Annotated in this window: 23 protein-coding genes; 14 read left to right on the top strand and 9 right to left on the bottom strand. The window is 66.8% G+C overall.

Annotated elements, in window-relative coordinates; all coding sequences use genetic code 11:
- The first annotated feature begins 213 nt into the window (after window positions 1-213).
- Window positions 214-720, top strand: a complete 507-nt coding sequence (locus FV222_RS00895) for a CYTH domain-containing protein (RefSeq protein ID WP_147812655.1) — start codon at window positions 214-216, stop codon at window positions 718-720.
- A gap of 203 nt (window positions 721-923) precedes the next feature.
- Here FV222_RS00895 and FV222_RS00890 read toward each other — a convergent pair whose 3' ends face one another.
- Window positions 924-1,982, bottom strand: coding sequence for an acetylhydrolase (locus tag FV222_RS00890; RefSeq protein WP_246685262.1), 1,059 nt, complete (start codon window positions 1,980-1,982; stop codon window positions 924-926).
- A gap of 193 nt (window positions 1,983-2,175) precedes the next feature.
- Here FV222_RS00890 and FV222_RS00885 point away from each other — a divergent pair, with 193 nt between their 5' ends.
- Window positions 2,176-3,720 (top strand): CYTH and CHAD domain-containing protein, encoded by a 1,545-nt coding sequence (locus FV222_RS00885; RefSeq protein ID WP_147812654.1) that lies wholly within the window; start codon window positions 2,176-2,178, stop codon window positions 3,718-3,720.
- A gap of 170 nt (window positions 3,721-3,890) precedes the next feature.
- On the opposite strand, the gene FV222_RS00880 is transcribed toward FV222_RS00885, so the two are convergent.
- Both FV222_RS00880 and FV222_RS00875 read right to left on the bottom strand, forming a co-directional pair.
- Window positions 3,891-4,145: a hypothetical protein gene (locus tag FV222_RS00880; RefSeq protein WP_147812653.1), complete on the bottom strand. Its 255-nt coding sequence runs from the start codon at window positions 4,143-4,145 to the stop codon at window positions 3,891-3,893.
- Between the two features lie 213 nt (window positions 4,146-4,358).
- Window positions 4,359-4,607, bottom strand: a complete 249-nt coding sequence (locus tag FV222_RS00875) for a hypothetical protein (protein ID WP_147812652.1) — start codon at window positions 4,605-4,607, stop codon at window positions 4,359-4,361.
- Window positions 4,608-4,987: 380 nt separating this feature from the next.
- On the opposite strand from FV222_RS00875, the gene FV222_RS00870 reads away from it, so the two are divergent.
- The gene (locus FV222_RS00870; protein ID WP_147812651.1) at window positions 4,988-6,478 is read left to right on the top strand and encodes a carbohydrate porin; all 1,491 of its coding nucleotides are present in this window, start codon (window positions 4,988-4,990) and stop codon (window positions 6,476-6,478) included.
- A gap of 19 nt (window positions 6,479-6,497) precedes the next feature.
- Here FV222_RS00870 and FV222_RS00865 read toward each other — a convergent pair whose 3' ends face one another.
- The 6 genes from FV222_RS00865 to FV222_RS00840 all read right to left on the bottom strand — a co-directional run bounded on the left by FV222_RS00865 (window position 6,498) and on the right by FV222_RS00840 (window position 13,561).
- Window positions 6,498-7,541 carry a CorA family divalent cation transporter gene (locus tag FV222_RS00865; RefSeq protein WP_246685261.1) on the bottom strand — a complete coding sequence of 348 codons (1,044 nt, stop codon included), beginning with the start codon at window positions 7,539-7,541 and terminating at the stop codon, window positions 6,498-6,500.
- 5 nt (window positions 7,542-7,546) lie between these two features.
- Window positions 7,547-9,175 carry an inorganic phosphate transporter gene (locus tag FV222_RS00860; protein ID WP_147812650.1) on the bottom strand — a complete coding sequence of 543 codons (1,629 nt, stop codon included), beginning with the start codon at window positions 9,173-9,175 and terminating at the stop codon, window positions 7,547-7,549.
- Window positions 9,176-9,736: 561 nt separating this feature from the next.
- A complete protein-coding gene (locus FV222_RS30860; protein WP_246685260.1) occupies window positions 9,737-10,231 on the bottom strand; it encodes a hypothetical protein in 495 nt (164 codons plus the stop codon).
- A 663-nt stretch (window positions 10,232-10,894) separates the two neighbouring features.
- Entirely contained in the window at window positions 10,895-11,752 is an 858-nt protein-coding gene (locus FV222_RS00850; protein WP_147812648.1) for an EamA family transporter, read from the bottom strand.
- Window positions 11,753-11,867: 115 nt separating this feature from the next.
- A complete protein-coding gene (locus tag FV222_RS00845; RefSeq protein ID WP_147812647.1) occupies window positions 11,868-12,683 on the bottom strand; it encodes a DeoR/GlpR family DNA-binding transcription regulator in 816 nt (271 codons plus the stop codon).
- Window positions 12,680-13,561, bottom strand: coding sequence for a LysR substrate-binding domain-containing protein (locus FV222_RS00840; RefSeq protein WP_147812646.1), 882 nt, complete (start codon window positions 13,559-13,561; stop codon window positions 12,680-12,682). Before FV222_RS00840 ends, FV222_RS00845 begins: the two co-directional genes overlap by 4 nt.
- A gap of 139 nt (window positions 13,562-13,700) precedes the next feature.
- On the opposite strand from FV222_RS00840, the gene FV222_RS00835 reads away from it, so the two are divergent.
- From FV222_RS00835 to FV222_RS00795, 11 genes are all read left to right on the top strand, one after another.
- Window positions 13,701-14,810 (top strand): 2-aminoethylphosphonate--pyruvate transaminase, encoded by a 1,110-nt coding sequence (locus tag FV222_RS00835; protein WP_147812645.1) that lies wholly within the window; start codon window positions 13,701-13,703, stop codon window positions 14,808-14,810.
- Between the two features lie 21 nt (window positions 14,811-14,831).
- On the top strand, window positions 14,832-15,659 hold the full coding sequence (gene phnX, locus FV222_RS00830) for a phosphonoacetaldehyde hydrolase (RefSeq protein WP_147812644.1): 828 nt from the start codon (window positions 14,832-14,834) through the stop codon (window positions 15,657-15,659).
- Between the two features lie 255 nt (window positions 15,660-15,914).
- Entirely contained in the window at window positions 15,915-16,946 is a 1,032-nt protein-coding gene (locus tag FV222_RS00825) for a putative 2-aminoethylphosphonate ABC transporter substrate-binding protein (RefSeq protein WP_187277149.1), read from the top strand.
- A 41-nt stretch (window positions 16,947-16,987) separates the two neighbouring features.
- Window positions 16,988-18,085 (top strand): putative 2-aminoethylphosphonate ABC transporter ATP-binding protein, encoded by a 1,098-nt coding sequence (locus FV222_RS00820; RefSeq protein ID WP_210248423.1) that lies wholly within the window; start codon window positions 16,988-16,990, stop codon window positions 18,083-18,085.
- An 8-nt stretch (window positions 18,086-18,093) separates the two neighbouring features.
- A complete protein-coding gene (locus tag FV222_RS00815) occupies window positions 18,094-19,818 on the top strand; it encodes a putative 2-aminoethylphosphonate ABC transporter permease subunit (protein WP_147812642.1) in 1,725 nt (574 codons plus the stop codon).
- Window positions 19,815-21,521, top strand: coding sequence for a Na/Pi cotransporter family protein (locus FV222_RS00810; RefSeq protein WP_147812641.1), 1,707 nt, complete (start codon window positions 19,815-19,817; stop codon window positions 21,519-21,521). The genes FV222_RS00815 and FV222_RS00810 overlap by 4 nt, the downstream gene beginning before the upstream one ends.
- Entirely contained in the window at window positions 21,521-22,696 is a 1,176-nt protein-coding gene (alr, locus tag FV222_RS00805; protein ID WP_147812640.1) for an alanine racemase, read from the top strand. The genes FV222_RS00810 and alr overlap by 1 nt, the downstream gene beginning before the upstream one ends.
- Before the next feature lie 13 nt (window positions 22,697-22,709).
- Window positions 22,710-23,966: a D-amino acid dehydrogenase gene (locus FV222_RS00800; protein ID WP_147812639.1), complete on the top strand. Its 1,257-nt coding sequence runs from the start codon at window positions 22,710-22,712 to the stop codon at window positions 23,964-23,966.
- Between the two features lie 258 nt (window positions 23,967-24,224).
- The gene (locus FV222_RS31770; protein ID WP_281406852.1) at window positions 24,225-24,347 is read left to right on the top strand and encodes a hypothetical protein; all 123 of its coding nucleotides are present in this window, start codon (window positions 24,225-24,227) and stop codon (window positions 24,345-24,347) included.
- A 170-nt stretch (window positions 24,348-24,517) separates the two neighbouring features.
- Window positions 24,518-24,643 (top strand): hypothetical protein, encoded by a 126-nt coding sequence (locus tag FV222_RS31765; protein ID WP_281406851.1) that lies wholly within the window; start codon window positions 24,518-24,520, stop codon window positions 24,641-24,643.
- The gene (locus FV222_RS00795; protein WP_147812638.1) at window positions 24,640-25,377 is read left to right on the top strand and encodes a metallophosphoesterase family protein; all 738 of its coding nucleotides are present in this window, start codon (window positions 24,640-24,642) and stop codon (window positions 25,375-25,377) included. The genes FV222_RS31765 and FV222_RS00795 overlap by 4 nt, the downstream gene beginning before the upstream one ends.
- Window positions 25,378-25,678 lie beyond the last annotated feature (301 nt).

The raw sequence follows: 25,678 nt of genomic DNA, 5'->3' as shown, positions 1-25,678 counted from the left end.
GGGGGACGCCGTGTCGTCGATACCATCGTTCATGCCAGGCTCCATCCTTGCGGTGGCATGGATACGGCTGCTGACGACCGTGTGACAGGATGCGACCGACACCCGTCGGCAGCGGGACCTCGGGTCCGATGGCGCACGGGCGGGTTTAGGGATAGGCCCGGCCGCGCCGAAGGTCCGGGGCATCGGCTTCCCGGGGCAGGCCGGCGGGGTGAGATGCGTTTCGAGATCGAGCGGAAGTTCCTGGTCGCCCATGAGGGCTGGCGCGCGGACGTCGTCGGCCAGCGACTTCTGAGGGACGGCCTGGTCGGGCACTTCGCCGGTGGGAAGGTCCGGGTGCGGATCGCCGAGGGACGCGGCTGGCTGACGGTCAAGGGCGAGCGCAAAGGGCTCGCCCGGGCGGAATTCGAATACGAGATCCCGGGGGCCGATGCCGAAGCCATGCTGACCGAGGTCTGCGAGCCGTGCCTCATCGAGAAGACGCGCCACTGCGTCCCCCATGCCGGAGTGAACTGGGAGGTGGACGTCTATGGCGGCGCCCTCTCGGGCATGGTGCTGGCGGAGATCGAGTTGCGGGACGAGGGGCAGGCGGTGGAACGACCCGACTGGCTCGGGACCGAGGTAACCCACGATCCTCGCTTCCGTCAGTCCACGATGCTGCGTCTGTCCCGGGAGGCGGGACGCAACATCACGCTCGCCGAGGTCCTTGCGGCACAGTTCTGAAGGGTCCCGGCGGCACGAACCGCGCAGCTTCCCGTATCCACCTCAAGCCTGCCGCCACCTCCCGGTCGCCCGGTGCGGGATATCCGAGGGCCGGACGGCTGGGTGAGGCCGCTCCTGGGCTCGCATCCGTCGACGCCGTGGCGTTCGCCGGCCGAGGGAGATGTGCTCAGGCCACGACGTCGAGCGGAGGTGCGGAGAGGGTATCAGGCGCGACGTCTACGATCAGCCTGCCTCGACGGGACCGGGAAAGCCACCGGTGCCGCGGCCAGGATCGGCTTCCAGGTCGAGCTCCACTCCTCCATGGGAGCGGGATCGGAGCGGTGGACGAGGTCGAGGAACGCCAAGCCGGCTTCCATCGTCGCACGCTTGACCAGGGGGTTCAGCGGCCCGCCGTTCCTGAGGGACCGGTCGGTGAAGACGCTGTGCGAACCGCCTTGAAACACGACGAGCGCCTTCTGCGGCGTCGGAATCGCACTGTAGACGTCGATGCGGTCCTGGACCGGCGAGAAGCGGCCGGGAATGCGGATCGTGTCCTCCGTCGTGGTCACGTGAAGGGTGGGAACGTCGACCATCGCCAGAACCGCCGCGAGGTCGGTCTCGCCGTAGAAGGGCGGCGCCGAGATGACGATGCTCGCCGTGAAGCGCGGGTCCCGGTATCCGATGAGCTTCCCGTCGCGGATCACCTGGGCGCCGGTGAGGATCAGGGTGGTGTTCGCCCCGTAGGAATGACCGGCCGCGACGATGCGTTTCCGGTCGATGGCGGCATGAAAGGGATTTTCGCGTTCGAGAAGGCGGTCGAGGCCGAAGCTCACGTCCCGCGTCCGCTCGATGGCCTCGCGTTCGTCCGCGGCCCCGTCGAGGCGGTCGAGGAGCAGGAGCGGATTGCCCTCCCACAGCGTCTGGTCGCTGCCGACGTGCTGGATGTGCAGGCTGGCTGTTCCACGTGCCGACCATCCCTCGCCGAGGTAGCTGTAGCCCTTCCTCGAGCCGCCGAGCCCGTGGGAGAAGACGATCAGCGGGAGCGGTCCCTTCCGATCCGAGGCGGCCGGCCAGTAGAGCCGCGCCGGCACCGCGCGGTCACGAGACGGGTCGACCCACTCGAAGTCGATGAACCGTGCCTCGGCGGACGCCGGCAGGGACTTAAGCCAGCCCGCTGCACCCGCGGCCATGACCATCGCGCCGAAGCGGCGACGGTCGGGTCCGTTCGTGGCCTTTGCTTGCGTCGCTACCTGGTTGGATGGGGCGTCGACGATGATGGTCATGGCGTCTCACGGGCCGGGCAGGACGGCATAAGGCCGGATCCTTATGGCCCTGGTTGGGCGACCATCGAATGATGAGGATCCCACCTGGCACCGCATGTCCGGATGGGCCACCTCCACCTGCGCCGGATGTGGCAACCCCATATTGCGCCCCCGCCGGGTTCCCCGCTCGCGCTTCGGACGATAGAACGCGAGGATGACCGTACCCAAAGAGATCGAATTGAAACTCACCGTCGACGGGCCTGACCTGACGGCTTTGAGGAAGCATCCACGCCTCAAAGGCTCCTCCCACACCAAGGACAGTCTAGCCTCCGTCTATTACGATACGTCCGACGGACAATTGCGGAAGGCCGGGTACGTTCTGCGGGTACGAGATACGAAAGATGGGTACGTGCAGACCGCGAAGGCATCGGGCGACGGCCTGCTCGAACGCCTGGAATGGGAGCGCTCGGTAGAAGGTCCCGAGCCCGACTTGCGTGCCCTGAAGGAGACGCCCCTAGCCGAGGTCCTCGGTAGGAAGTCGAAGCTGTCGCCGTTGTTCACCGTCGCCGTCGAGCGCCGTTCGTACCAGGTCGAGCAGGGCTCCTCCCGGATCGAGGTCGCACTGGACGAGGGCCGGATCACCCGCCCCGGCGGCAAGCGCGCCTCGGACGTCGTGTCCGTCGGCGAGGTCGAGCTCGAACTGAAGGAAGGCTCGGTCGCCGACCTGTTCGCCCTCGCGCACGAGATCGGCGCGGACGTCCCGTTCCGTCTGGGCGTCCGGACCAAGCCGGAGCGTGGCTTCGCGCTGATCGACGGTGAGCCTGACCGCGTCCGCAAGGCCGAGCCCGTGCCGCTGTCCGAGGATATGAATGCGGCCGACGCCTTCCGTGCCGTCGCCCATGCCTGCCTACGTCACATGCGGATCAACGAGGATATCATCCTCGACCATCGCGACCCCGCCGCCCTCCATCAAACGCGCGTCGCGATCCGTAGGCTTCGGTCGGCCTTCTCGCTGTTCGGCGACCTCGTCTCGGACGAGCGGACCGACGCCATGCGCTCGAACCTCAAGCGCCTGTCGGCGCCGCTCGGACGAGCGCGCAACCTCGACGTCTTCCTGACGCGGACCCTGCCTGCCGAGCGGGAACGCCACCCGGACGAGGGCGGCCTGCTCAACTTGGAAAGCCACCTCGAAGCGCAGCGAACCGAAGCCTACGAGGCCGTCCGGACCGCGCTGGGCTCGGACGAGTGGCGGCGGTTCGTCCTCGACCTGGTGGCTTGGATCAACGCCGGTCCCTGGCTCACGAACGGGGCTGAGAAGGAAGCCCGTCGCCGGGAGCAGCCGGCAAGCGCATTCGCGTTCAAGGTGTTGGAAAAACGCAGGCGCCAAGTGAAGAAGCGCGGGCGCGACCTTGCGAGCCTGAGCACCGAGGAGCGGCACGAGGTCCGCATCGCGGCGAAGAAGCTTCGCTACGGAGCCGAGTTCTTCGCCGGGCTCTACACCGGCAGGAAGGCCGCCAAGCGCCACAAGGCGTTCCTGTCGGCGCTCGAAGACCTGCAGGACGGCTTGGGCGACCTCAACGACATCGCCACCGGCCACGAGATCCTCGGTGAGCTTTCCGGAACGGAGGCCGGAGCCGGATCGGCTCTGTTCGCAGCGGGCATGACCGCCGCGGACATCGAGGCACGGACGCGCAAGCTCGTGGCCTCGGCCGCGGAGGCTCACGAGGCGCTGGTCGACGTACGCCCGTTCTGGCGCTGAGGAAAAGTGAGTCGGGAGCAGCCCTTAGGTTAGGAGGTGCTGCCCAACTAGCTCGATGACTGCCACGGCGACGAGGAAGCCGGTAAGATAAAGTGGCATCCGGCTCCGGCGGTCGTCCATCCGCGCAAGGATCCGGTTCATCCCCTCGTCGTCGTGGTGATCCCGGAACATCAGCGTCGCGCCAGCGACGAGGTGGTGCCGTGGTTCAGTGGCATCGGGATGGGATCGGCCAGGAGGCAATCGGCATCGGCGATCTCTCGCCGCAGGTCGTCGCGTTGCGCCTCGACCAGATCCCCAAGGATGTCATCGTCGTAGCCATCGATTACGGCGACGAGGCAGAGACCTGAACCATCCCACTCGAACTCGACCAGAACCTCATGCTGGGCATAGGGGTCGTGGGGGTCGATGCAGAGGTGCTTCGGCATGGTCTGGGCTGACTCGCGCCGACGGGGTGGCGATGCGGGCCTCCTAGGCCCGGGCCGTGACGGTGGCATGAACGCCATCCGATGCCGTTGCGAGGCCAGGAAACGTGGCCGGCGAGATGCGTCGAGGTGAGGCTGGCAACGTCTCGGGCCACGACGGGGCCGGAAACGCGCACGTCACGGTTTGCGACGGACGGGCGGAGACGGGAGTGGCGGTCAGTCTCGTTCGGGTACGGCCAACATGACCGCCGCTCGTACGGCGGCCCGCCGGAGCTCATCCCCAGCCCAGGATCGGCGCATCAGGGTATCGGCGAAAGGGTGCCCTGCGACGGCCAATGCCGGATCGATCCGATACCCCTCGCCGAAACCGACGGGGCCACAAGACGGATCGGCGAGGTAGGCGTCCACGACGGCCGTCACATCGTCATCAACGATCCTTAGTGTGTCCAGCTGGTCCAGCGTCATCGGTCCGGGCATTGCATCGCCTTAGGACGGCTCGACGACGCTGGTAAGTCGGTTTCCCTGCCGGCCGGGCCTCGGCCTGAACACCGCGGTGTTGGACCCGTAGGAGGCGAACGCATCATGCCATTCGATCAAGCCGCGCCATTGGAGGTGCGGGCCGAAGCCGCCGGGGGTGGGGCGAAGCCCTGGGCTTGGACCATTCATCGTGGGGCCACCCGATGCCTCGTTGTTCGCTCCCGTCCCGAGTACCGGGATCGGGCCGAAGCGCTGGAAGCCGGCCTGAAGGCCGCTGGCGGGGTGGGGGCCCGGCTGGGTGCTGAGGTCGTGGTGCGCGATGGTGTCCCGACCTGACCTTCGGTCTCCCATCCGGATCGGAGACCGAGGTGCGTTCCCCCTCCCGCACCATCCTCGTCGCGCTCGTTGCGCTCACCCTCTGGCCGCAGCCAAGCCTGGTCGCGGCCCAGGCCGAGGGACGCGAGGCGCAAGCCACGGCCGAACGGGTCGCGGCCGAAGGCGTCGCCATCGGCTCACCGTCCGGCGCGGGTGGCGATCCGCAGACCTCGGTGGCCCAGCCCGTCTTCTCGGCGGGCCGGGCGGCGGAGGTGACGACCTCGTTCCAACCCCTGCTCGGACCCTTGGGCGACCCCGGCGGATACCGCGCCTTCCTGGAGCGGCACGGGATCACCTTCGGCCTGATCACGGTGGCGGAGACCTACCGCGATGTCCGTGGCGGATTGCGGCGCGGCTCCACCGGCCTGACGCTGCTCGACCTCGACGTCGACGTTGATCTCGGCACCCTGGCCGGGTGGAAAGGAGCGAGCGCCCACGCCACGGTCTACCAGATCCAGGGCAGCGGCACCTCCCGCTCCCGCGTCGGCAACCTCATGACCATCAGCGAGATCGAGGCCCTGCCCGCCTCGCGCCTCTCGGAACTCTGGCTGGAGCAGAGCCTGTTCGACGACCGGCTGTTTATCCGCGTCGGCCAGCTCTCCGCCGACACCGAGTACATGGTGAGCCAGACCAGCATCCTGTTCACCAACGGCACCTTCGGCTGGCCGGCGATCTTCGCCGCGAACATGACCGATGGAGGGCCGGCCTACCCGCTCTCGGCGCCGACCGTTCGCCTGAAATACGTGCCGACCCGTGAGCTCTCGTTTCAGGCCAGTCTGATCGACGGCACGCCCGGCGGAGGCAACCCGCGCTCCGGGATCGACCCGCAGCGCCGCAACCCGAACGGCACCCGCTTTCCGGTCTCCGATCCGCCGCTCGCCATCGCCGAGGTTTCGTACGCCTACAATGCCCGCCCCGGCGACACGGGCCTGCCCGGCACCGTGACGTTCGGGGGCTGGCACCGGTTCGGCCGCGTCGATGCCCTCATGCCCGACCCCGTGAGCGGACTCGGCCGAAGGGTTTCGGGCGATTCCGGAATCTACGGGGTGATCGACCAAACGATCTACCAGGAGTCGAACGATCCCAACGACGGCGCAAGCGTGTTCCTGAGGGCTTCGGCTTCCCCCGGCGACCGCAACCTCGTGGATTTCTACCTCGACGGCGGGATCGCCTATCGCGGCCTTTTCCCCGGGCGCTCGGACGACACCCTCGGGTTCGGCGTCGGCGTCACGCACATCTCCCCCGTGGCGCGGCGGCTCGATGCGATGGCCGCCCTCCAGAGCTCGGCACCCGCCCCCCGCCGCAGCGCCGAGCTCCTGCTGGAGGCGACCTATCAGGCCGTGCTCGCTCCCGGCATCGCGCTGCAGCCGACTGTGCAGTACGTCGTCCACCCGGGGGGCGGGATCGCCAACCCCCGCGATCCCGACGGCACACGGGTGCGCAATGCCTTGGTGTTCGGCCTTCGCGCCATCACCCGCTATTGAGCCGGACGCGGTCCTTCACTCAGTCCCGCGGCGGCCGGATGCCCAGGACACGGATCAGCGCGTAGGCGATGACCGCCGAGAGGCAGGCGATGGCGATGGCCACGGTGGAGCCGGCCTCGTTCTCGGTGAGTGGCAGGCCCTTGGTGTTCATACCGAACAGCCCCGTTACGAGCGTCGGCGGCAGGAACAAAGCGGTGAGCACCGACAGCATGTAGAGCTGCCGGTTCGAAGCCTGCGCGAGATAGGAGGACAGCTCCTCCTGCATCAGACGGCTGCGGTCCGCGAGCAGGACCATGTCGCGGTCGAGCGCATCGAGCCGCTGCGCGATCCGGGTGGCCGCGGTGATGGCCGCATCCGGGACCTCCTCGTCGGCTCCGGAGGTCTCCAACCGGTGGAAGACCGCACGCAGGCCGAGGAGCTGGCGGTGCAGCCGGACCGCGTCCCGGCGGATCGGCCCGAGCCGACGACGCTCGCCGCGGACACGCTCGTCGAGGATGTGGTCCTCGATCTCGTCGAGTTCATCGGCCAGGCGGGCGCCGGTCTCGGCCATCGAGGTCACGACCCGCTCGACGATGACGTCGAGCAACTGGATCGGGGCGAGGATGCCTCGACCGTCCACGGCGGCGTCGCGGGCGAGGTCCGGTCCGAGGACGGGATGTCGCCGGCCGCTTGCGAGCAGGCGTGCACCCATGACGAAATGCAGGCGACCGCCGGCGTCAATCCTGGGGCTTTCACCGGTCTCCCGGACGAGATCGGCCACGACGCCGCCGATATGGCCCGCCTCGACGATGAGGCGCTGGTGCGGATCGCTGGCGAAAGCCGCGGTGGCGAGGCGAGGCGGACCGAGGCGTCCTTCGTCGATCACGGCCGGCAGGCGCGCGTCGTTCAGGTTGAAGTGCAGCCAGGTGAACGCCTCGCCGAAGCTCCCCGGGACGGACAGCGCCTCCCCGTGGTCGACGAGGTGACCACATCCAGTCTCGTCGAAACGCATCGCCCAGAGCAGCCCCGGAAGCGCCGGCTCGTCGCACAGGCGGCGAGCGGGTGTCTCGGTCGTGATCTCCATACGGCTTAGAACACGTGGCGCAGGATGAAGAACAGCGTGCCGGCGATCAGGATCGCGGCCGGCAGCGTCATGATCCAGGCCAGCGCCATGTTGCGTACGGTCGATACCTGCAGTCCGGAGCCGTTGGCGGCCATGGTGCCGGCGACGCCCGACGACAGGATGTGCGTGGTCGAGACCGGCAGGCCGTAGAGTTCGGCGAGCCCGATCGTCCCCGCGGCCACGATCTCGGCCGAGGCGCCCTGGGCATATGTCAGATGGGTCTTGCCGATCTTCTCGCCGACGGTGACGACGATGCGCTTCCAACCGACCATGGTGCCGAGGCCGAGTGCGAGGGCGACGCAGACCTTCACCCAGCTCGGGATGTAGCGGGTGCCCTCGTTGAGGAGCTCGGTGTAGCCCTTGAGGGTCTTGGCGTCGGCCTCGGACAGGGTCGCGCCCGACTTCGGCAGCAGGCGGATCGCGTCGGAGGCGAGGTACATATCGTTGCGGACGTTCGAGGTCGCCCCCGCCGGGACCTGCTGGAGCGAGCCGTAACCCTTCACCGACGTAGCGATGTCGGTCGAGAGAGCCGAAAGCGCACCGAAGACCTCCGGCTTGTTGAGGTCCTTCGCCTTCAGTGCGTCGGCCACCGTCTTGCGGGCCTGGGCAGCCTCGGGACGCGCCCCGCCACCGGAATAGGTCGAGAATACCTTGCTGGCGGCATCGGAGGTTTGGACGAAGGCCGGGGTCGCGTCGGCGTTCATGGTCCGGTTCAGGGCGTAGGCGGTGGGGGCCGCGCCGATCAGGATCAACATGATCAGGCCCATGCCCTTCTGGCCGTCGTTGCCGCCGTGGAAGAACGACACCAGGGTGCAGGTCAGGATCAGGACGCCGCGGATCCAAAGCGGGGGCGGGGCATCGCCCTTGGGGGCCTCGTACAGGTCCTTGCGACGGACCGTGAACTTGAGGGCGAGAAGTAGGAGGGCGGCTGCGACAAAGCCGCAGATCGGGCTGAAGGCGAGTGCCTTGAACACGCCGAGCGCTTGGTTCCAGTCGACGCCGGAGGTGCCGTCCTGGCCGCCCATCAGCTGGTTGGCCAGCCCGACGCCGAGCACCGACCCGATCAGGGCGTGCGAGGAGGAGTTCGGCAGGCCCATCGCCCAGGTGCCGAGGTTCCAGATGATGGCCGCGATGAGAAGCGAGAAGATCATCGCGTAGCCGGCGCCCGAGCCGACCTGCAGGATGAGTTCGACCGGCAGCAGGGTGACGATGGCGTAGGCGACCGCGCCCGAGGACAACAGCACGCCGAGGAAGTTGAAGGTCCCCGACCAGATCACCGCCACCAGGGGCGGCATCGAGTGGGTGTAGATCACGGTCGCCACGGCGTTGGCGGTATCGTGAAACCCGTTCACGAACTCGAAGGCCAGGGCGATCAGCAGCGCGAGCCCGAGCAGTGCGAAGGCGCCAAGCGCCAGCGGCTCCTGGTGGACCGCGTTCATGTCAGCGATCAGGCTGAACACGGCGTAGCCGAGGCCGGCGACGAGCACGAGCAGGAAGGCGATGACGCCACCTGGATGGATGCCATGGTCCAGGCTGGGCTTGCCTGTCGCCACGTGTCCGGCTGTAGCGGCCGGTGCCATAATCGCGTCAGACATAGACACCCTTAATTTATTTTGTGTCTCCGGGATTAAATTCGGTTGATGACGGTGAGGTGACAATCTAAGGCGACAACGAGATAAATTTATTTATCGATATATTATAATGGCGCCGTGCATTTATCGCTCGAACGAAGGCCTCCAGAAAAGCCGTAGGGCCCAAAATCGAACTTGGCCGACCAAAGGTGGAGTGAACGCTTCGATCATGTTCAGCGCCACGCTGGATGACTTAGCTGAGCGCGAAGCTGATATGGATCGCTATCCATGCGAACGTCCGGTTTCTCGACTTTGCTCGTCGAAAGCAGACCGTCGCAAATCCACCCGACCCGGTCATAGAGCGGACGGACGGCTGCCGACCCAACCCGGCCGCCTGGATCGCCATGCGCGCTTCCCATGAGCGGCCATTCGTTCGCTGTCCGGCAGCGACGGCTTGGGGTGGGTGTGTCTCGGCGCTACCAATTTGAGGAGTAGACCCGCTGCGTCCGCTGTCGATTATCGGCAACACGACGGCTTCCAGGAAGGGCCTCTCAGGCCGGCGACGATCAGCCATGACACCTCGTGTCAGCAGCCAAGCACGGACGTTGATGTACCCGAGCTTCGTTTTACATTATTCACGGCTGTGACTGAACTGAGGCGTTTGAGCAAATGCGAACTTCGGTGGGCACTGGCGTCGATCCATGGCGCGATGAGTTGCAAGCTGTCCTTGAGGATGCCGATGCAGTTGGTCGCTGGCAGGTCGACGCCCGCCAAAATCTTGTCACTGGCGACGCCATGATCGCCTTCCTGTTCGGCTTCACCCCCAAGTTGGCTGAGGAGGGTATTCCGTTTGAAACGTTCAACGGCGGCGTCCACCCGGAAGACCGGGCACACGTCATGGGGCAAATCTGGCGATGCGCGATATACGGCGGTTGGTTTATCGCTGAGCACCGTGTTTGTTCGGCCGACGGTCAGACGCGCCGGATTCTGGCTCGCGGGAAGTTCGACAAAGATGACACTGGCGCCGTGGTATCGGGCCGCGGCATTGTCGTAGACATCACACACAGTGAGGAAGGGCATAGCCCCCTCATCGTCACGAGTGCAGATCACGGGACTGTGCCGCTGGAGCAAGCGGCGGGCTTCATTTTAGCGGGTTACAGGTCACTCCAGGAGGCTGAGCAGCCGGAGGCCCTCGCCTTGGCGGAGAGGCTGCTATTGGAGCTCGGTCGCAGCCTAGCCCGGGCGGAAGTTCGCAGTCGTCTCGAACAATTGCATTAACCGGACATCATCCCGTCCAAGTTGCAGTTTCAGAGCGCCCTTGGCTCAGCATCGACAACAACTGGGGCTGTAATTCCGTACCTCCGTTGTTCTCTTGAGAACCACAACTTACGCGCAAAGCGTCCGGTTCGGAGAAGACGCAAGAGCGGGGTGACGACCGCGAGAGTTCAAAGCCACTTTGCGTGGCAGTTCGAACGAAGGTGGGATTTAAAAGTTTTCTACTCAAAAGCACACTAGCAAAAATCAATCTATTTCAGCCGTAGCCCGGACGGGCAGATCCCGACCCGACCTGGTCATTCATCGCTCGCTTTCGAACATCCGGATGCGGACGTTCAACTTGAGAGAGAATGCAGCCATCGATTCAATCATGATTGAACGTCTGATTGCCGAGATCCATCGGCACGATGTGCAGAGTTATGGGGATGCTCAAATTTAGAAGCTGCACGTCGGATCGGGCGGTATGGTCTAGGCCAAGCGCATCGCCACCACGCCGGCCACGATGACGACGACAGCAGCAGTTCGCGACATGAGAAGCGGCTCTTTCAGAACAACGACAGAAATCAGCATCGCAAACAGGACACTGGTCTCACGCGTTGCCGCGACCAGGGGAATGGGCGCGACTGTCATCGCCCAGATCGCGATCCAGTAGGAACCGAGCGCCAGCCCGCCGCCGCCGAGCCCGGGCAGCGCGAGGCCCCTGACGGAGCTCAGGATGCCACGCCCGCGGGTCCAAAGGACGAAGACCGGCAGCGGAATGGCGTCGATCACGAAGAGCGCGGCCGCGTAGGCATGGGGGTCTCCCGCCGCCCGCGCGCCGAGCCCGTCGACCAAAGTATAGCCGGATATCAGGGCTCCGGTTAGCAGCGCGTAGCCGAGGGCGGTTCGGCTCAGGCCTTGCCCGCCCGCCTTCGCAAACGCCATCATGGCAACGCCGGCGCAGAGGATCGCAATGCCGAGGGCGGCGAGCGGCGCCAGCGCCTCCTGCAGCAACAGGAGCGACGCGCAGGCCGTCAGCAGTGGGGCGCTACCCCGAGCGATCGGGTAGACCTGACCCATGTCCGCGTGCCGATAGGCCTCGGCCAGGGCGATGTAATAGCCGAGATGCAACAGTATCGAGCCCGCCAGCCAGGGCCAGGCGGCCGAGGGCGGCGACCCGAACCAGAGCGACGCCGGGAGTGCGAACAGCCCGGCCGAGGCGGAGATGAGTGCCATGGTGAGGATTGGTTCAAGGCGAAGCTTCGCGACCGCGTTCCAGCCTGCATGCATGAAGGCGGCGGCGAGTACGGCGCTGAACACGGGCAGGCTCAAGCCGGTGGCTGTCATGGGGTTTCGGGTCCTGGGCACGGCCGTCGCGGGACCGACATCGGGCGGACCGCTCCGCACCCGTTCCTAAGGCAGACTTGCCGCGAAAGAAATCAAAAAGCCACAAGAAACCACATTACCGGGCGACGATTAGTGTCAGGCCCCGGTGCGCGAGGGCATCCCTCATGGGCAGCGGGGGCTCCGCATCGACGATGAGCCCGGTCCCTACCGGGATCGGCGCGAGGCGGAGCGGGGTCAGGCGGCCGAACTTGGTGCTGTCCGCCACGATATAACCGCGCTCGGCCGCCGCCAGCATTCCGACCCGCAACTCGGTGGGGAGTGGTGCAAAGTCGGTGATCTCGCCGGACGGCGAGATGCCTCCGGCCCCCACGAAGGCGACGTCGGCACGAAAGCGCGCCAGCGTTGCCAGGGCGTCGGTGCCGAATGCCGCCTCGTCCGCGCCCTCGATCTCGCCACCGAGGAAATGAACCCGCACGCCGGCGACGCGGCACAGAAGGAGCCCGACGGGCAGGCTGTTGGTGCAGATGGTCAGGCCCTTCGGCACGGGACGCGCGAAGAGTGGATCGCGGCCGGCGAGCGCGTTGGCTACCGCCAGGGTGGTGGCGCCCGAATCGAGCACCACCACCATGCCGTCCTCCACGAGCCCTGCTGCAACTCGTCCGATCGCCGCCTTGCCCGTCGTGTTATCGCGCTCCCGGATGGCCAGGACGGGCTCGTCCGAGCGTCGCGTCGCGCCGCCATGTACGATGGCGAGGTGGCCCCGCTCGGCTAGGGCCTTCAGGTCACGCCGGATTGTCTCCCGCGAGACGCCGAAGCGGTCCGCCATTCCCTCGACGCTGACGCTTCCATCACGGCCGAGTCGCGCGAGTATCCCGTCCTGGCGGGAGGCCGCGAGGGTGCGGGTTTCGGGGGTCGAGCGCCTCCGGCTCATCGCTGCGCCCCTTCCGAACCTGTACCCGTTGCCAACCCGAACACCGCACGGATCAGGCGCAGGTTCTTCCGCCGCGCCAGGCAGGCCATCGCGTGGCGGTTGACGAGATCGGGGCCGTCGATCGGGATCGCGGCGATCCGGGCGTCCTCGCCGCATTCCAGGGACGAGACGATACCGATGCCGATGCCGGCGGCTGCGGCCTCGATCACCGCCTCGCGACTGTCGAGCTCCATCAGCACGGTGGGCGCGATGTGGGCGCTCCGGCAGGCCCGGTCGAAGGTTCGCCGGGTCACGGAGGTGGGCTCGCGCAGGACCATGGCGGCTCCGTCGAGTTCGGCCATCGGCAGGGCCTTGCGATGCGCCAGGGGATGGGACCTCGGGACGACGGCGCAGATGCGCGAGACGGCGATTTCCGAGAGGTGGAGGTCCGGATGCGCCTCGGCCTCCGTGAGGACGGCGACGCTCGCACGCTCCGACAGCAGGGCTTCGCGCGTGTCGGCGGCGTTACCGAGGATCAGCCCGACGACGATGCCGGGATGGCGCGCCCGGAGCCGCGCGAGGAGCGGCATCACGATGTGGGGCGAGTCGACCGCGATCTCGACCCGCCCCGAAACGAGCGTCCGGTTGGCCTCCAGCAGATCCTCGGCTTGCTCCACGAGCCCGAAGAGCGGGCCGGTGATTTCCGCGAGAGCCTGACCCTGCGGCGTTAGTTCCGCGGCCCGCGCCGTGCGCCGGAACAGCACTAGGTCGTAGCGCTCCTCCAGCGCCTTAATGTGCCCTGTCACCGCGGGCTGGCTTATGCAGAGACGCTGCGCCGCGCGTGTGAAGCTGCCTTCCCGCGAGACGGCGTCGAAGGCGCGAAGCTGGAACAGGTTCATGGCGATCTATCGGCAGGACTTATGGCGAGCATCACGAGAAACGATTTGATCTGATGGGTTGCCCGAACGCAAGATCGAGCTGTCCCCGAAGCGCCCACGCGGCTTCGGGCCATCCCACGGCAGATCGGGCAGGATCACCATGACAGCCGCCGCTCCCATTCTCCTCACGCCCGGTCCGCTGACGACGTCCGAGCGCACGCGCGCGGCGATGATGACCGACTGGGGCTCCTGGGACGGAAGCTTCAATGCTCTCACAGCGAACGTCTGCGAGCGTCTCGTCGCGATCGCCAACGGTACGGGCAGCCATGTCTGCGTGCCGCTGCAGGGGAGCGGCACCTTCGCCGTCGAGGCCGCGATCGGCACCCTGGTCCCGCGTTCCGGCAAAGTGCTGGTCCTGGTCAACGGCGCCTACGGCAAACGCCTCGCGAAGATCTGCGAGGCCCTGGGACGCGATCACACGGTCTACGAGACGGCCGACGACGTCCCTACCACGCCCGAAGCCGTCGACGGCCTGCTTGCCGTCGATCCCGCCATCAGCCATGTCGGGCTGATCCACTGCGAGACCAGCACCGGCATCCTCAACCCGCTGCCCGAAATCGCCGCCGTGGTCGCGCGCCACGGTCGCGGCCTGATCGTCGATGCGATGAGTTCCTTCGGCGCACTCCCGATCGACGCGGCCGCGGTGCCGTTCGAGGCGCTGATCGCCGCCTCGGGCAAGTGCCTCGAAGGCGTGCCCGGCATGGGCTTCGTGATCGCGCGGGCGGACGTCCTCGCCAGAGCCGAAGGCAACTCAGCCTCGCTGGCGCTGAATCTGAGCGACCAGCACCTCTACATGCAGCGCACCGGGCAGTGGCGCTTCACCCCGCCGACCCACGTCGTCGCCGCGCTCCACGAGGCGCTGCTGCAATACGACGAAGAGGGCGGCCTGCCGGCCCGCCACGCCAAGTACGCCCGCAACTGCGAGGTGCTGATCCGCGGCATGGAACGGCTCGGCCTGAAGTCCTTCCTGTCGCCCGAGATCCAGGCCCCGATCATCGTGACGTTCCACGCGCCGAACGACCCGAAATACCGCTTTGCCGACTTCTACGCCGCCGTGCGCGAGAAGGGCTTCATCCTCTACCCCGGCAAGCTCACGCAGTTGGAGACGTTCCGGGTCGGCTGCATCGGCCATGTCGAATCCGCCGACATGGAGCGCGCGGTCGAGGCCGTCGCCGCGGTGTTCGCCGAACTGAACGTCACGACCCTCTGATCGCACGGAGAAAGTATCGTCATGTCCTACGCGCACCCGAAGAAACTCCAGGCCGCGATCCTCGACTGGGCCGGGACCGTCGTCGATTTCGGCTCCTTCGCACCCACCCAGATCTTCGTCGAGGCGTTCGCGGAGTTCGGGGTCGCCGTCAGCCTGCCCGAGGCCCGGGGCCCGATGGGCATGGGCAAGTGGGATCACATCCGCACGCTTCTCAATCAGCCCGAGATCGCCGCGCGCTACGCCGCTGCCCGCGGACGCGAGGCGACCGACGCCGACGTCACCGCGATCTACGAACGCTTCATGCCGCTGCAGATCGAGAAGATCGCAGAGCATTCAGCCGTGATCCCAGGTGCTCTGGACGCCATCTCCGACCTGCGGGCCAAAGGCCTCAAGATCGGCTCCTGCTCCGGATACCCCGCCCGCGTCATGGAGAGGGTGGTCGCACTCGCTGCCACGAATGGTTACGTCGCCGACCACGTGGTCGCCACGGATGAGGTCCCAAACGGGCGTCCCTTCCCGGCCCAGGCGCTTGCCAACGTAATCGCCCTCGGCATCGACGATGTCGCCGCCTGCGTGAAGGTCGACGATACGGTCCCGGGCATCCTCGAAGGGCGCAAGGCCGGGATGTGGACGGTGGCACTCACCTGCTCCGGCAACGCGCTGGGGCTGACCTACGATGCGTTCCGCGCGCTTCCCGCCGATCGTCTCGCCTTAGAGCGGACTCGGATCGCCGCCCTGTTCGCCGATTCGAGGCCCCACTTCCTCATCGACACGATCGCCGACCTGCCGGGTGTCGTGAACGACATCAACGGGCTGCTGGCCGACGGACGCATGCCGCAGGCCTGCTGAAGGCGACCGAAGAGAAAAACTGTCTCGGTCGGACGCATTTTTCCCACCTGCCCGAGATTGTCCGACGCCAATCCGCGGTCGAATGCCGTGGATGGACTGCGGCTGTCTCGATAAGATCAAATACTGACATGTATTGTCTATCTAACGAGCAAGGAGTGCGTAAATCCTGATCTTGATCGTCGGAGGTTTCGTCTTTCTACTGTCATGTGTCGGGCGCAAGAAACGTCAGAACGACAATACCCAGGAGCATCGTCCATGAAAGCCTTCGGCCTCCTCGCTCTGACCCTCGCTCTGACGTCGTCCTTGACGGCTCCAGCCGTAGTATCGGCAGCGGAACGTACCAAGCTCACGATCTACACCGCCTTGGAAAACGACCAGCTCGGTCCGTTCAAGGCCGGCATCGAACGGGCGGTCCCCGATGTCGAGGTGGTCTGGGTGCGGGACTCGACCGGCGTCATCACCGCTCGGTTCCTCGCCGAGAAGGACAATCCCCGGGCCGACATGGTGATGGGGCTCGCCGCCTCCAGCCTCCTGATGTTCGAAAAGCAGGGCCTGCTCGCTACCTACGAGCCGAAGGGAGCAGACGCCCTCAAGCCCGCCTTTCGCGACTCCATCGGCCCCTACAGCTGGACAGGCACCGACGCCTCGATTGGCGTGATCTGTTTCAACACCGCAGAAGCCGAGAAGGATGGCGCGAAGACCCCTGTGCGATGGGCCGACCTTCTGGTGCCATCTCTCAAGGGCAAGGTGGTGATGCCACACCCCGCCTCCTCCGGCACCGGGTACCTGCTGGTCGCCGGTTGGCTCCAGGGCATGGGTGAAGAGGCGGGCTGGGCTTTCATGGACAAGCTCCACGAGAACATCGCCGCCTACCTCCATTCGGGCTCGGCGCCCTGCGTCCAGGCCGCCCGCGGCGAGCGCACCGCCGGCCTGTCGTTGGACATGCGCGGCGCCGCCGAGAAGACGAAGGGCGCGCCGCTGGCCGTCATCGTTCCCGCCGACGGCACGGGCTGGGACGAAGAGGCCTACGCGATCGTCGGCAACACCAAGCACCTCGAACTCGCGCGCAAGGTCGCCGACTGGGGCGCGACCAAGGCCGCCAACGAGCTCTACGCCAAGAGCTACGCGGTCGTCGCCTATCCCGGCGTCGCCAACGTGCCCGCGAACTATCCCGCCAATGCCGAGTCCGCGATGATCAAGAACGATCTCGGTTGGATGGCCGACAACCGCGAGCGGGTGCTCGCCGAATGGTCGCGCCGCTACGAGGCCAAAGCCGCCAAGAAGTAGGGTTCGTCCGAACGAGAACGCGAGAGATCGAGGGTGCTGCCATGACGCTTCGCGACGCGACGCCGTTTCTTAGGGTTTCGGGATTGTCGAAGCGCTACGGTGCTTTCACCGCCCTCGACGGGATCGACTTGGAGATCGCGCGGGGAGAGTTCGTCTGCTTCCTCGGCCCCTCCGGCTGCGGCAAGACGACCTTGCTGCGCATGATCGCCGGGCTCGACCGGCAGGATGAGGGACGCATCGAGATCGGTTGCCGCGATGTCTCGTCGGCCCCGCCCTCGGAGCGCGACTTCGGCATCGTGTTCCAATCCTATGCGTTGTTCCCGAACCTGACCGTCGCAGCCAACGTCGCCTACGGCCTCGTCAACAAGCGGATGCCGAAAGCGCGGATCGCCGCGCGGGTAGCCGAGCTCCTATCCCTCGTTGGCCTGCCCGAACAGGGAGCCAAGTACCCGGTCCATCTCTCGGGTGGCCAGCAGCAGCGGGTGGCACTTGCCCGGGCACTGGCCACCTCCCCCTCCCTGCTCCTCCTCGACGAACCGCTCTCGGCGCTGGACGCCAAGGTGCGTACACGGCTTCGCGACGAGATCCGGCAACTGCAGAAGCGCCTCGGCATCACGACCATCATGGTCACGCACGACCAGGAGGAGGCGCTCGCCATGGCGGATCGGGTCGTCGTGATGAACCGCGGCGCGGTCGAACAGGTCGGCACGCCCCAAGACATCTACCGTCAACCCGCCTCGGCGTTCGTCGCCGATTTCATCGGCGCGATGACCTTCCTGGACGCTACCGTGGGGGGCGCCCGCGAGCTTCGGGTCGGCAGCGTCGATCTCGTCTGCGAGGACGGGCGCGGCTTCATCCCCGGCAGCCCCGTCCGCCTCGGCTTCCGCCCCGAAGAGATCCGTGTCGGTAACGTCGCCGCCACCGACGTCAACGCCATCGAGGTGCGGGTGCGCAGCCTGGAATTCCTAGGCTCGTTCTACCGCGCCCGCCTGGAGCCGAGCCGCGACCTCGGCGGAACGCTGGTCGCCGACCTCTCGGCCAACCTGCACGGCGACCTCGCCCTCAGCGAAGGCCAATACCTCTACGTTTCCCTACCGCCGGCGGCCCTCCGGGCCTTTCCGTCGACCCCGAGCGCGTGAGGCTGGGCATGTCCGACGCGACCATCGTCATTCCCCTGTCGAAGGCCGTGCCGGCAACACGCCACGGTGTTTCCGAAAACAAGGTTGGCATCGCGCTTATAACGGGCCTGTGCCTAGTTCTGGTGCTCGTCATCGCCCTGCCGCTCGGCGCCCTGCTCATCAAGAGCCTGGAGGCCCCGGACGGCGGGATGGCGGGCCTGTCCAACTTCCGCACCTACTTCGCGACGCCGACCCTGGTTGACGCGCTACTCAACAGCCTCGCCGTGGCCGGCAGCGTCGTCGCGCTCGTGGTACCGCTAGCTTTTGGCTACGCTTATGCGCTCACCCGCACTGCGATGCGGTTCAAGGGCCTGCTGCTTGCGCTCGCCCTGCTGCCGCTGTTCGCGCCGTCGCTGCTGTCGGGGATCGCACTCACCTACATCCTCGGCAACCAGGGGTTCCTGCGCGGGATCCTGTTTGGCCGGAGCGTCTACGGGCCGATCGGCATTACCATCGCGGAGTGCCTCTACGCATTCCCGCACGCGGTGATCATCCTCGTCACCGCGCTCGGCCTCTCGGACGGGCGCCTCTATGAGGCCGCCTCCGCTATGGGCACGAGCCGCCTGCGTACCTTCCTCACCGTGACCCTGCCCGGGGCCCGCTACGGCCTCGTCAGCGCCGCCTTCGTGGTCTTCACCCTCGTCGTCACCGACTTCGGCATTCCGAAGGTGATCGGCGGGCAGTACGCGGTGCTCGCCACCGACGCCTACCGGCAGGTCGTCGGTCAGCAGAATTTCCCGATGGGGGCCGTCGTCGGCCTCCTGATGCTGGTGCCGGCGGTGCTGGCTTTCGCCGTCGACCGGCTCATCCAGCGCCGGCAATCGTCCCTGCTCTCGGCCCGCTCGGTGCCCTACGAGCCCAAGTCCCGTCCGATCCGCGATCGGCTCGTGCTGGCCTACGCGGTGCTGGTGGCCGGGGTGATCGTGGGCACCTACGGCGTTGCGGTCTGGGCCTCCTTCATCCGCTACTGGCCCTACAACCTCGGTTTGACGCTGGACCACTACGACTTCGCGGCCGCCGACGCCGATGGCTGGTCGCCCTACTGGAACTCGCTGGTCATGGCGTTATCCGTCGCCGCCATCGGCACGGTGGTCGTGTTCTGCGGCGCCTACCTCATCGAGAAGCTGAAACTGTTTCCCGCCGGTCGCGCCTTTGCGCAACTCCTGGCGATGCTGCCGCTCGCCGTGCCCGGCCTCGTGCTCGGCCTCGGCTACGTGTTCTTCTTCAACGCGCCTTGGAACCCGCTGAATGTCCTGTACGGAACCCTGGCACTGCTCGTGATCAACACGCTGGCGCATTATTACACCGTGGCGCACGTGACGGCGACCACGGCCCTGAAGCAGATCGACCCGGAATTCGAAGCAGTGTCGGCTTCGCTGAAGGTGCCGTTCTGGCAGACGTTCCGACGGGTCAGCTTGCCGATCTGCATGCCGACGGTGCTGGAGCTGGCGGTCTACCTGTTCGTCAACGCGATGACGACGGTCTCGGCCGTGATCTTCCTGTACGGGCCGAGCACCAAGCTCGCTGCCATCGCCATCGTCCACATGGACGAGGCCGGCACGACCGCCGCCGCCGCCGCGATGGCGAGTGTGATCATGGCGACGGCCCTCGCGGCACGCCTCCTCCTCGCCCTGGTCCATCGCGTCGTCATCGTTCGGGCGCAGGCGTGGCGGCGTCGCGAGATCCTGGCATGAGCGGAACGGTGCTGCTCCTCGACCTAGCGGGCTGGGTCGCGCTCCTGCTCTGGGGCATCCACATGATCCGCACCGGGGTGCAGCGCGCCTTCGGTGGCGATCTCCAGCGCGTGCTCGGCGCCAGCCTGAATCACCCGATCAAGGCGATGCTCGCCGGCCTCGGCGTGACGATGCTGTTGCAGAGCAGCACCGCGACGGGGCTGATGGCCACGACCTTCGCGGCCGGGGGGCTGGTGGAGCTGATGCCGGCCCTGGCGGTGATGCTCGGCGCCAACGTTGGGACGGCGCTCATCGTCAAGGCCCTGTCGTTCGACGTCGCGATGGTGGCGCCCGTGCTCGTCCTCGTCGGAGCGGTCGCCTTTCGCCGGGCATCAGGCGCGAAAGGCAAGGCGATCGGGCGGATCGCCATCGGCCTCGGGCTGGTCCTGCTGGGCCTGATACGGATGGTGGAGACCCTCGCACCCTACGGAGAAACACCAGGGATGCGGGCGATCCTCGGCATCGTCGCCGCCGATCCGGTCATCACCGTGCTGCTCGCCGCGCTGTTCGCCTGGGTGGCCCATTCCAGCGTCGCGGTGATCCTGCTGGTTGCTGCACTTGCAGGTCAGGGCCTGGTTCCGCCCGAGACGGCTCTTGCCCTGGTGCTGGGGGCCAACCTCGGCAGTGCCCTCAATCCGATAATGGCGAGCCGCGAACCCGCCGGCCGTCGCGTGGCCCTCGGGAACCTGCTGGTGCGGTTCGCCGGCTGCCTGATCGCACTGCCGCTGCTCGGCCGGATCACACCGCTCGTCGACGCCATGACCGGAGATGCCCACGTCGCCGTGGCGAATTTCCACCTCGCGTTCAACGCGGTCCTCGCGCTCGTCGCCCTGCCGCTGCTTGGGCCGCTTTCGAAACTGCTCCGCCGGCTGCTGCCGGAAGTGGAGGCGGCGCCCGGCAGCGGGCGCGGCATGCCGCTGGTCACGGACCCCGCGGAGGTGCCCTCGATGGCGCTGGGCGACGCCTCCCGCCACGCCCTGCGCATGGCTGACATCCTCGCGGGCATGCTCGGCGACGCCATCCGCCTGTTGCGGGGCGATGGCCCTGCCGCCGAGCGGATGCGGGCCGCCGAGCGCGAGATCGAGGCTCTCGACGCCGAGTTGCAGCGCTACCTCGCCCGACTCGACGCCGAGACCCTGAACGAAGCCGAGGAGCGCCGGCTCGCCGGCCTGATGAGCTTCACCATTCAGATCGGTCATGCCGGCGACGTCCTGGCGCGCAACGTCGCGACGCAGATCGGCAGACGGCGCAAGCTCGGCGCGGCATCCGCTGATTCCCTCGACTTGGCCGGCCTCCTCGATCGGCTGTCGGTCAACCTGCGCAATGCGGCATCGCTGCTCGTCACCGAGGACGACCGCGCGGCGCGTTGTCTGGCCGCCGAGAAGCGGGCCTTTCGGGCGATGGAAGAGGCTCATGTCGTCGCCCATGTCGCATGGCTTCGCGAGGAGCCGGCCCGGGACGATGCGGCCTGGACCGTCGGTCTCGATCTGCTGCGCGATCTCAAGCGGATCAACGACCATCTGGTCGCCGCCGCCGCCTACCCGATCCTGCGCAACAGCGGCGAACTTCTCGACAGCCGATTGCGCGTGGCCGCGCCGGCCGGGGCTACGTCGCGCCTGCCTTCGCTGACGCCTCCGCCGGCCCCAATCGGAAGTGTGCCGTGATGCACAACGCGATTGATCTGTCGCCTCGCCGCCTGGGCATCGTCGCGGACGAGACCGACGACGGGAATTCCGACCGCGCCTGGTCCGAGGCGACCTGCGGCGGCCGCCTGACGATCGACCTCGGCGCGATCGTGCGCAATTACCGTGCGTTGACCTCGCGCGCCTCCGGCGCACGGGTCGCGGCGGTCGTCAAGGCCGACGCCTATGGCCTCGGTGCCGGACGGGTCGCGCCCGTGCTCGCGGCGGCGGGATGCGACACCTTCTTCGTCGCGCAGGTTGAGGAAGGCATCGCCCTGCGGCGCGACCTCCCGACAGGCCGGGTCCTCGTCCTGAACGGTGCCGCGTCGGGCGCCGAAGCGGCCTGCCTCGCCTATCGCCTGGAACCGGTGCTGAACGGCTGGGACGCGTTCGACGCGTGGTCGCGCGAGACGCGCATCGCCGGCTTTCGCGGGCCTTGCGCGATTCAGTTCGACACCGGGATGGCGCGCTTCGGCTTCGCCCTCGCCGAGGCCGAACACCTGTCCACGCGGATCGCGCGCACGGATCACATGAAAGTCGGGCTCGTCATGAGCCATCTCGCCTGCGCCGACACCCCGGAGGATCCGGCCAATACGGCACAGCGCGACGCGATCACGGCGCTGCGGACGATCTTTCCGAGGGCGGCGTTCAGCCTCGCGGCATCGTCGGGGATCTTTCTCGGGTCGAGCTATCATCTCGACCTCGTTCGGCCGGGGGCCGCACTCTACGGCGTGGCGCCCGTCCCCGGCGACGCGAACCCGATGAGGCCGGTCGTGCGAATGGAGGGTCGGGTCGTGCAGGTGCGCACCGTGCCCGGTGGCACAGGGATCGGCTACGGGCATGCCGCCCGGGCACCCGGCCCGATGCGCCTCGCCACGCTCGCGGTGGGCTACGCCGACGGCCTTCCGCGCAGCCTGTCCGGGCGCGGTTCCGCCTGGCTCCATGGCCTGCGGCTGCCGGTGGTCGGACGCGTCTCGATGGACAGCCTCGTCGTGGACGTGAGCCGGGCCCCCGACGGCGCCGTCGCCTATGGCGACTTCCTCGACCTGATCGGACCGGCCAACGGGGTCGACGGCGTGGGGAAGGAGGCGGGCACCATCGGCTACGAGGTGCTCACCAGCCTCGGACGTCGCTACGCCCGTCGCTATCTTGGCTGAGGAGGAGCGAACGATGCGTATCCTGGTTCTCGGCAGCGGCGTCGTTGGCGTCACATCCGCCTTTTACCTCGCGAAGGCTGGCCATGCGGTGACGGTCATCGACAGGCAGGCGGGGCCCGGACGGGAAACGAGCTTCGCCAATGCGGGGCAGGTCTCGCCCGGTTACGCCGCGCCTTGGGCGGCCCCGGGCATCCCCGTCAAGGCGATGAAGTGGTTGCTCATGCGCCACCGGCCCCTCGTGCTGTGGCCCCTGCTTGAACCGCGCCTCTACGGCTGGCTCGCGCGCATGCTCGCCAACTGCACTGAGGAAGCCTACGCTCGAAACAAGGGCCGCATGGTCCGTCTCGCGGAGTACAGCCGCGACGTGCTGCGCGACCTGCGCCACGATACGGGCATCGCCTACGATCACCGGGAGCGCGGCACGCTGCAGGTCTTCCGGACGCAGAAGCAGCTCGATCATGTCGGGGACGACACCCGCGTCCTCGACGCCTACGGGGTGGCGTATGCGATCCTCGATCGCACCGGATGTGTTGCGGCGGAGCCGGCGCTGGGCGCCGTTCGCGAGAAGATCGTCGGCGGTCTGAGGTTGCCGGGGGACGAGACCGGCGATGCGCATCTGTTCACCCGGGAACTCGCCGCGCTCTGCGAAGAGCTCGGCGTCGTCTTCCGCTACGGCGTGACCATCGACGGCCTGGAGGTGGACGGCGGCCGGGTCGCCGCCGTGCGGGCCGGCCTGGACCGCTTCCGGGCGGACGCCTACGTCGCCGCGATGGGAAGCTACACGCCCGCCCTGTTGCGACCTCATGGGATCCACCTGCCGGTCTATCCCGTGAAGGGCTACTCGCTGACGCTCCCCGTCAGCGACCCCGATGCTGCGCCGGTCTCGACGGTGATGGACGAGACCTTCAAGGTGGGGATCACGCGGCTCGGCGACCGGATCAGGGTCGGCGGCACGGCGGAACTCGCAAGCTTCAGCCAAACCTTGCGCGGACCGCGCCGGGCCACACTTGAACGCAGTGTCGGTGACCTGTTTCCGAGGGGCGGCAAGCTGTCGGAGGCGTCGTTCTGGACAGGGCTGCGGCCGATGACACCGGATGGCACGCCGATCGTCGGTGCGACGAGCCTTCCGAACCTATTCACGAATACCGGTCACGGCACGCTCGGCTGGACGATGGCCTGCGGCTCTGCACGATTGCTTGCAGATCTCATTTCGGGCCGTGCACCTGACATAGACCATCGTGATCTGGCGCAAGCACGTTATGCGGCTTAACGAATAAACACGCAACGTGATGGTAAATCTAATTATTTCATCAGTTTAATCAAATAATATTTAATATTATTTTAGATAATTACTGACTTATTGTCGGATGTATCTCATAATTATTATTGATCAATATCACATGTTTGCCTTTTGTACATAGGTATGGATTGAATCATGTGTCACACGAGCACCGTGCAACACTGTCATTTTTATGACAGATGCGTCGTCGAAATCACGTTTCCCGTTTTGACAGGGCCTTGTTAACTCGTGCGTTCACAAGCGGCATTAGTACAGATCTCGGGCACCGCGGGCGACGTCCACTCGGTCAAGGCGAACGCGGAGATCCTGGTCGCAGGCGACCGGGACCTCGACTGCGTCGCCGACCTGTAGATCGAGCTCACGAGTGTGTCGACGCTAACGGCCGCCACCTTCCTGGACCATTCGTCGACGCCGCTGGTGTAGGCTGAGGGGCGGTTTGCGAAGCGGTCGCGAGCCGTGTCGGGTTCGGCATTGTTTCGAGTGCCGGTTATCTCCGCGACGAGCCCACTGGGAGCCTGCCTGTGGCCGATGTGAAGATCTCCGACTACGCGCGCACCGTGTGCCTGCAGGACGGCTTCCAGTCACGGACAATCTCGGCTTTCTTCGACGTCACGCAGTTGCTGCTGAAGACAAGCGCGGGCACATGAGAATAGCGGTCGTCTCAGATATTCACGGCAATCTGCCGGCGCTTACGGCGGTAGGCGAACGCATCGAGGCGATGTCGGTCGACCTTGTCGTTAATCTCGGCGATTGCGCCTCGGGGCCGCTGTGGCCGGCCGAGACGGTGGCGACGTTGCGTGCGTCGCCATGGCTGCATGTCCGCGGCAATCACGATCGGCAGGTCGGCGGATCACTGGACGGCAGGCTCGGTCGATCGGACAGCGCGACGTGGCGCGCGCTGGACGCTTCGGCGCGGGCCTGGCTTCACGGTTTGCCCGAACGCGTCGGACTTGAAGACGCGCTTTTCGTTCACGGCGCACCTGGAAGCGACGAGGCGTTCCTACTGGAAGAAATTGTCGAGGAGCGTCTCGTGGCCGCCCGCGAGGACGAGGTCGTCGCTCGGCTCGGCGGGCAGAACCGGCGGGCGGTGTTCTGTGGGCACAGCCACGTTCCGGGTCTGCTCGCGCTCGCGAGAGGATCGATGGTCGTCAATCCCGGCAGCGTCGGCTGGCCGGCCTACCGGAACGCCGATCCGGCCTATGTCTCGGAAGTTGGATCGCCCCACGCACGTTTTGCGGTCGTCGATTTGGCGACTCGGCCGCTCGACGTTGAACTACTCGCGGTCTCGTATGACTGGGACCGCGCGGCGCGGCGCGCCGAGGAGAACGGCCGCGACGACTGGGCTTACTCGCTCAGGACCGGCCTTGCGCCCGGCGGCTGACCCTCAGGCGTCGAAGCGGGCGAACTCGATCGCAAGCCTAACGTAGATCGCACGTTTATCCGGCACGACGACAGTAAGAATCTAGGAAAACCGCTCCCACCGCCAGTCGCAGAATTCAGGCGGCACCCCTTGACCGCCCACACTACGTCCATCTCGTCGCCTTCGGCATCGACGGTAAGCGCTCGGTGACGGCTGCCTTGTGCGGATAGGGTCTGGGTCTGGATACAGGGGATGGCGCGGGATGGCGCTGTATCGGCCCTGTGTCTGGACCTATGACGAACACGGCTCACATCGTCGTCGC

Source organism: Methylobacterium sp. WL103 (assembly GCF_008039885.1).
Taxonomy (GTDB): Bacteria; Pseudomonadota; Alphaproteobacteria; order Rhizobiales; family Beijerinckiaceae; genus Methylobacterium; species Methylobacterium cerastii.
Note: the sequence above shows the minus strand (reverse complement) of the source record. Positions and strands in the feature narration are given on the sequence as shown.

Excerpts from the sequence above, each read along its gene's own strand:
- FV222_RS00850 (WP_147812648.1), bottom strand. The coding sequence starts at position 11,752 with ATGACAGCCACCGGCTTGAGCCTGCCCGTGTTCAGCGCCGTACTCGCC.
- FV222_RS00860 (WP_147812650.1), bottom strand. The coding sequence starts at position 9,175 with ATGTCTGACGCGATTATGGCACCGGCCGCTACAGCCGGACACGTGGCG.
- phnX (WP_147812644.1), top strand. The coding sequence starts at position 14,832 with ATGTCCTACGCGCACCCGAAGAAACTCCAGGCCGCGATCCTCGACTGG.
- FV222_RS00815 (WP_147812642.1), top strand. The coding sequence starts at position 18,094 with ATGTCCGACGCGACCATCGTCATTCCCCTGTCGAAGGCCGTGCCGGCA.
- FV222_RS00845 (WP_147812647.1), bottom strand. The coding sequence starts at position 12,683 with ATGAGCCGGAGGCGCTCGACCCCCGAAACCCGCACCCTCGCGGCCTCC.
- FV222_RS00895 (WP_147812655.1), top strand. The coding sequence starts at position 214 with ATGCGTTTCGAGATCGAGCGGAAGTTCCTGGTCGCCCATGAGGGCTGG.
- FV222_RS00800 (WP_147812639.1), top strand. The coding sequence starts at position 22,710 with ATGCGTATCCTGGTTCTCGGCAGCGGCGTCGTTGGCGTCACATCCGCC.
- alr (WP_147812640.1), top strand. The coding sequence starts at position 21,521 with ATGCACAACGCGATTGATCTGTCGCCTCGCCGCCTGGGCATCGTCGCG.
- FV222_RS00875 (WP_147812652.1), bottom strand. The coding sequence starts at position 4,607 with ATGACGCTGGACCAGCTGGACACACTAAGGATCGTTGATGACGATGTG.
- FV222_RS00795 (WP_147812638.1), top strand. The coding sequence starts at position 24,640 with ATGAGAATAGCGGTCGTCTCAGATATTCACGGCAATCTGCCGGCGCTT.
- FV222_RS00880 (WP_147812653.1), bottom strand. The coding sequence starts at position 4,145 with ATGCCGAAGCACCTCTGCATCGACCCCCACGACCCCTATGCCCAGCAT.
- FV222_RS00865 (WP_246685261.1), bottom strand. The coding sequence starts at position 7,541 with ATGGAGATCACGACCGAGACACCCGCTCGCCGCCTGTGCGACGAGCCG.
- FV222_RS00825 (WP_187277149.1), top strand. The coding sequence starts at position 15,915 with ATGAAAGCCTTCGGCCTCCTCGCTCTGACCCTCGCTCTGACGTCGTCC.
- FV222_RS00840 (WP_147812646.1), bottom strand. The coding sequence starts at position 13,561 with ATGAACCTGTTCCAGCTTCGCGCCTTCGACGCCGTCTCGCGGGAAGGC.
- FV222_RS30860 (WP_246685260.1), bottom strand. The coding sequence starts at position 10,231 with ATGCCCTTCCTCACTGTGTGTGATGTCTACGACAATGCCGCGGCCCGA.
- FV222_RS00810 (WP_147812641.1), top strand. The coding sequence starts at position 19,815 with ATGAGCGGAACGGTGCTGCTCCTCGACCTAGCGGGCTGGGTCGCGCTC.
- FV222_RS00820 (WP_210248423.1), top strand. The coding sequence starts at position 16,988 with ATGACGCTTCGCGACGCGACGCCGTTTCTTAGGGTTTCGGGATTGTCG.
- FV222_RS00885 (WP_147812654.1), top strand. The coding sequence starts at position 2,176 with ATGACCGTACCCAAAGAGATCGAATTGAAACTCACCGTCGACGGGCCT.
- FV222_RS00890 (WP_246685262.1), bottom strand. The coding sequence starts at position 1,982 with ATGACCATCATCGTCGACGCCCCATCCAACCAGGTAGCGACGCAAGCA.
- FV222_RS00835 (WP_147812645.1), top strand. The coding sequence starts at position 13,701 with ATGACAGCCGCCGCTCCCATTCTCCTCACGCCCGGTCCGCTGACGACG.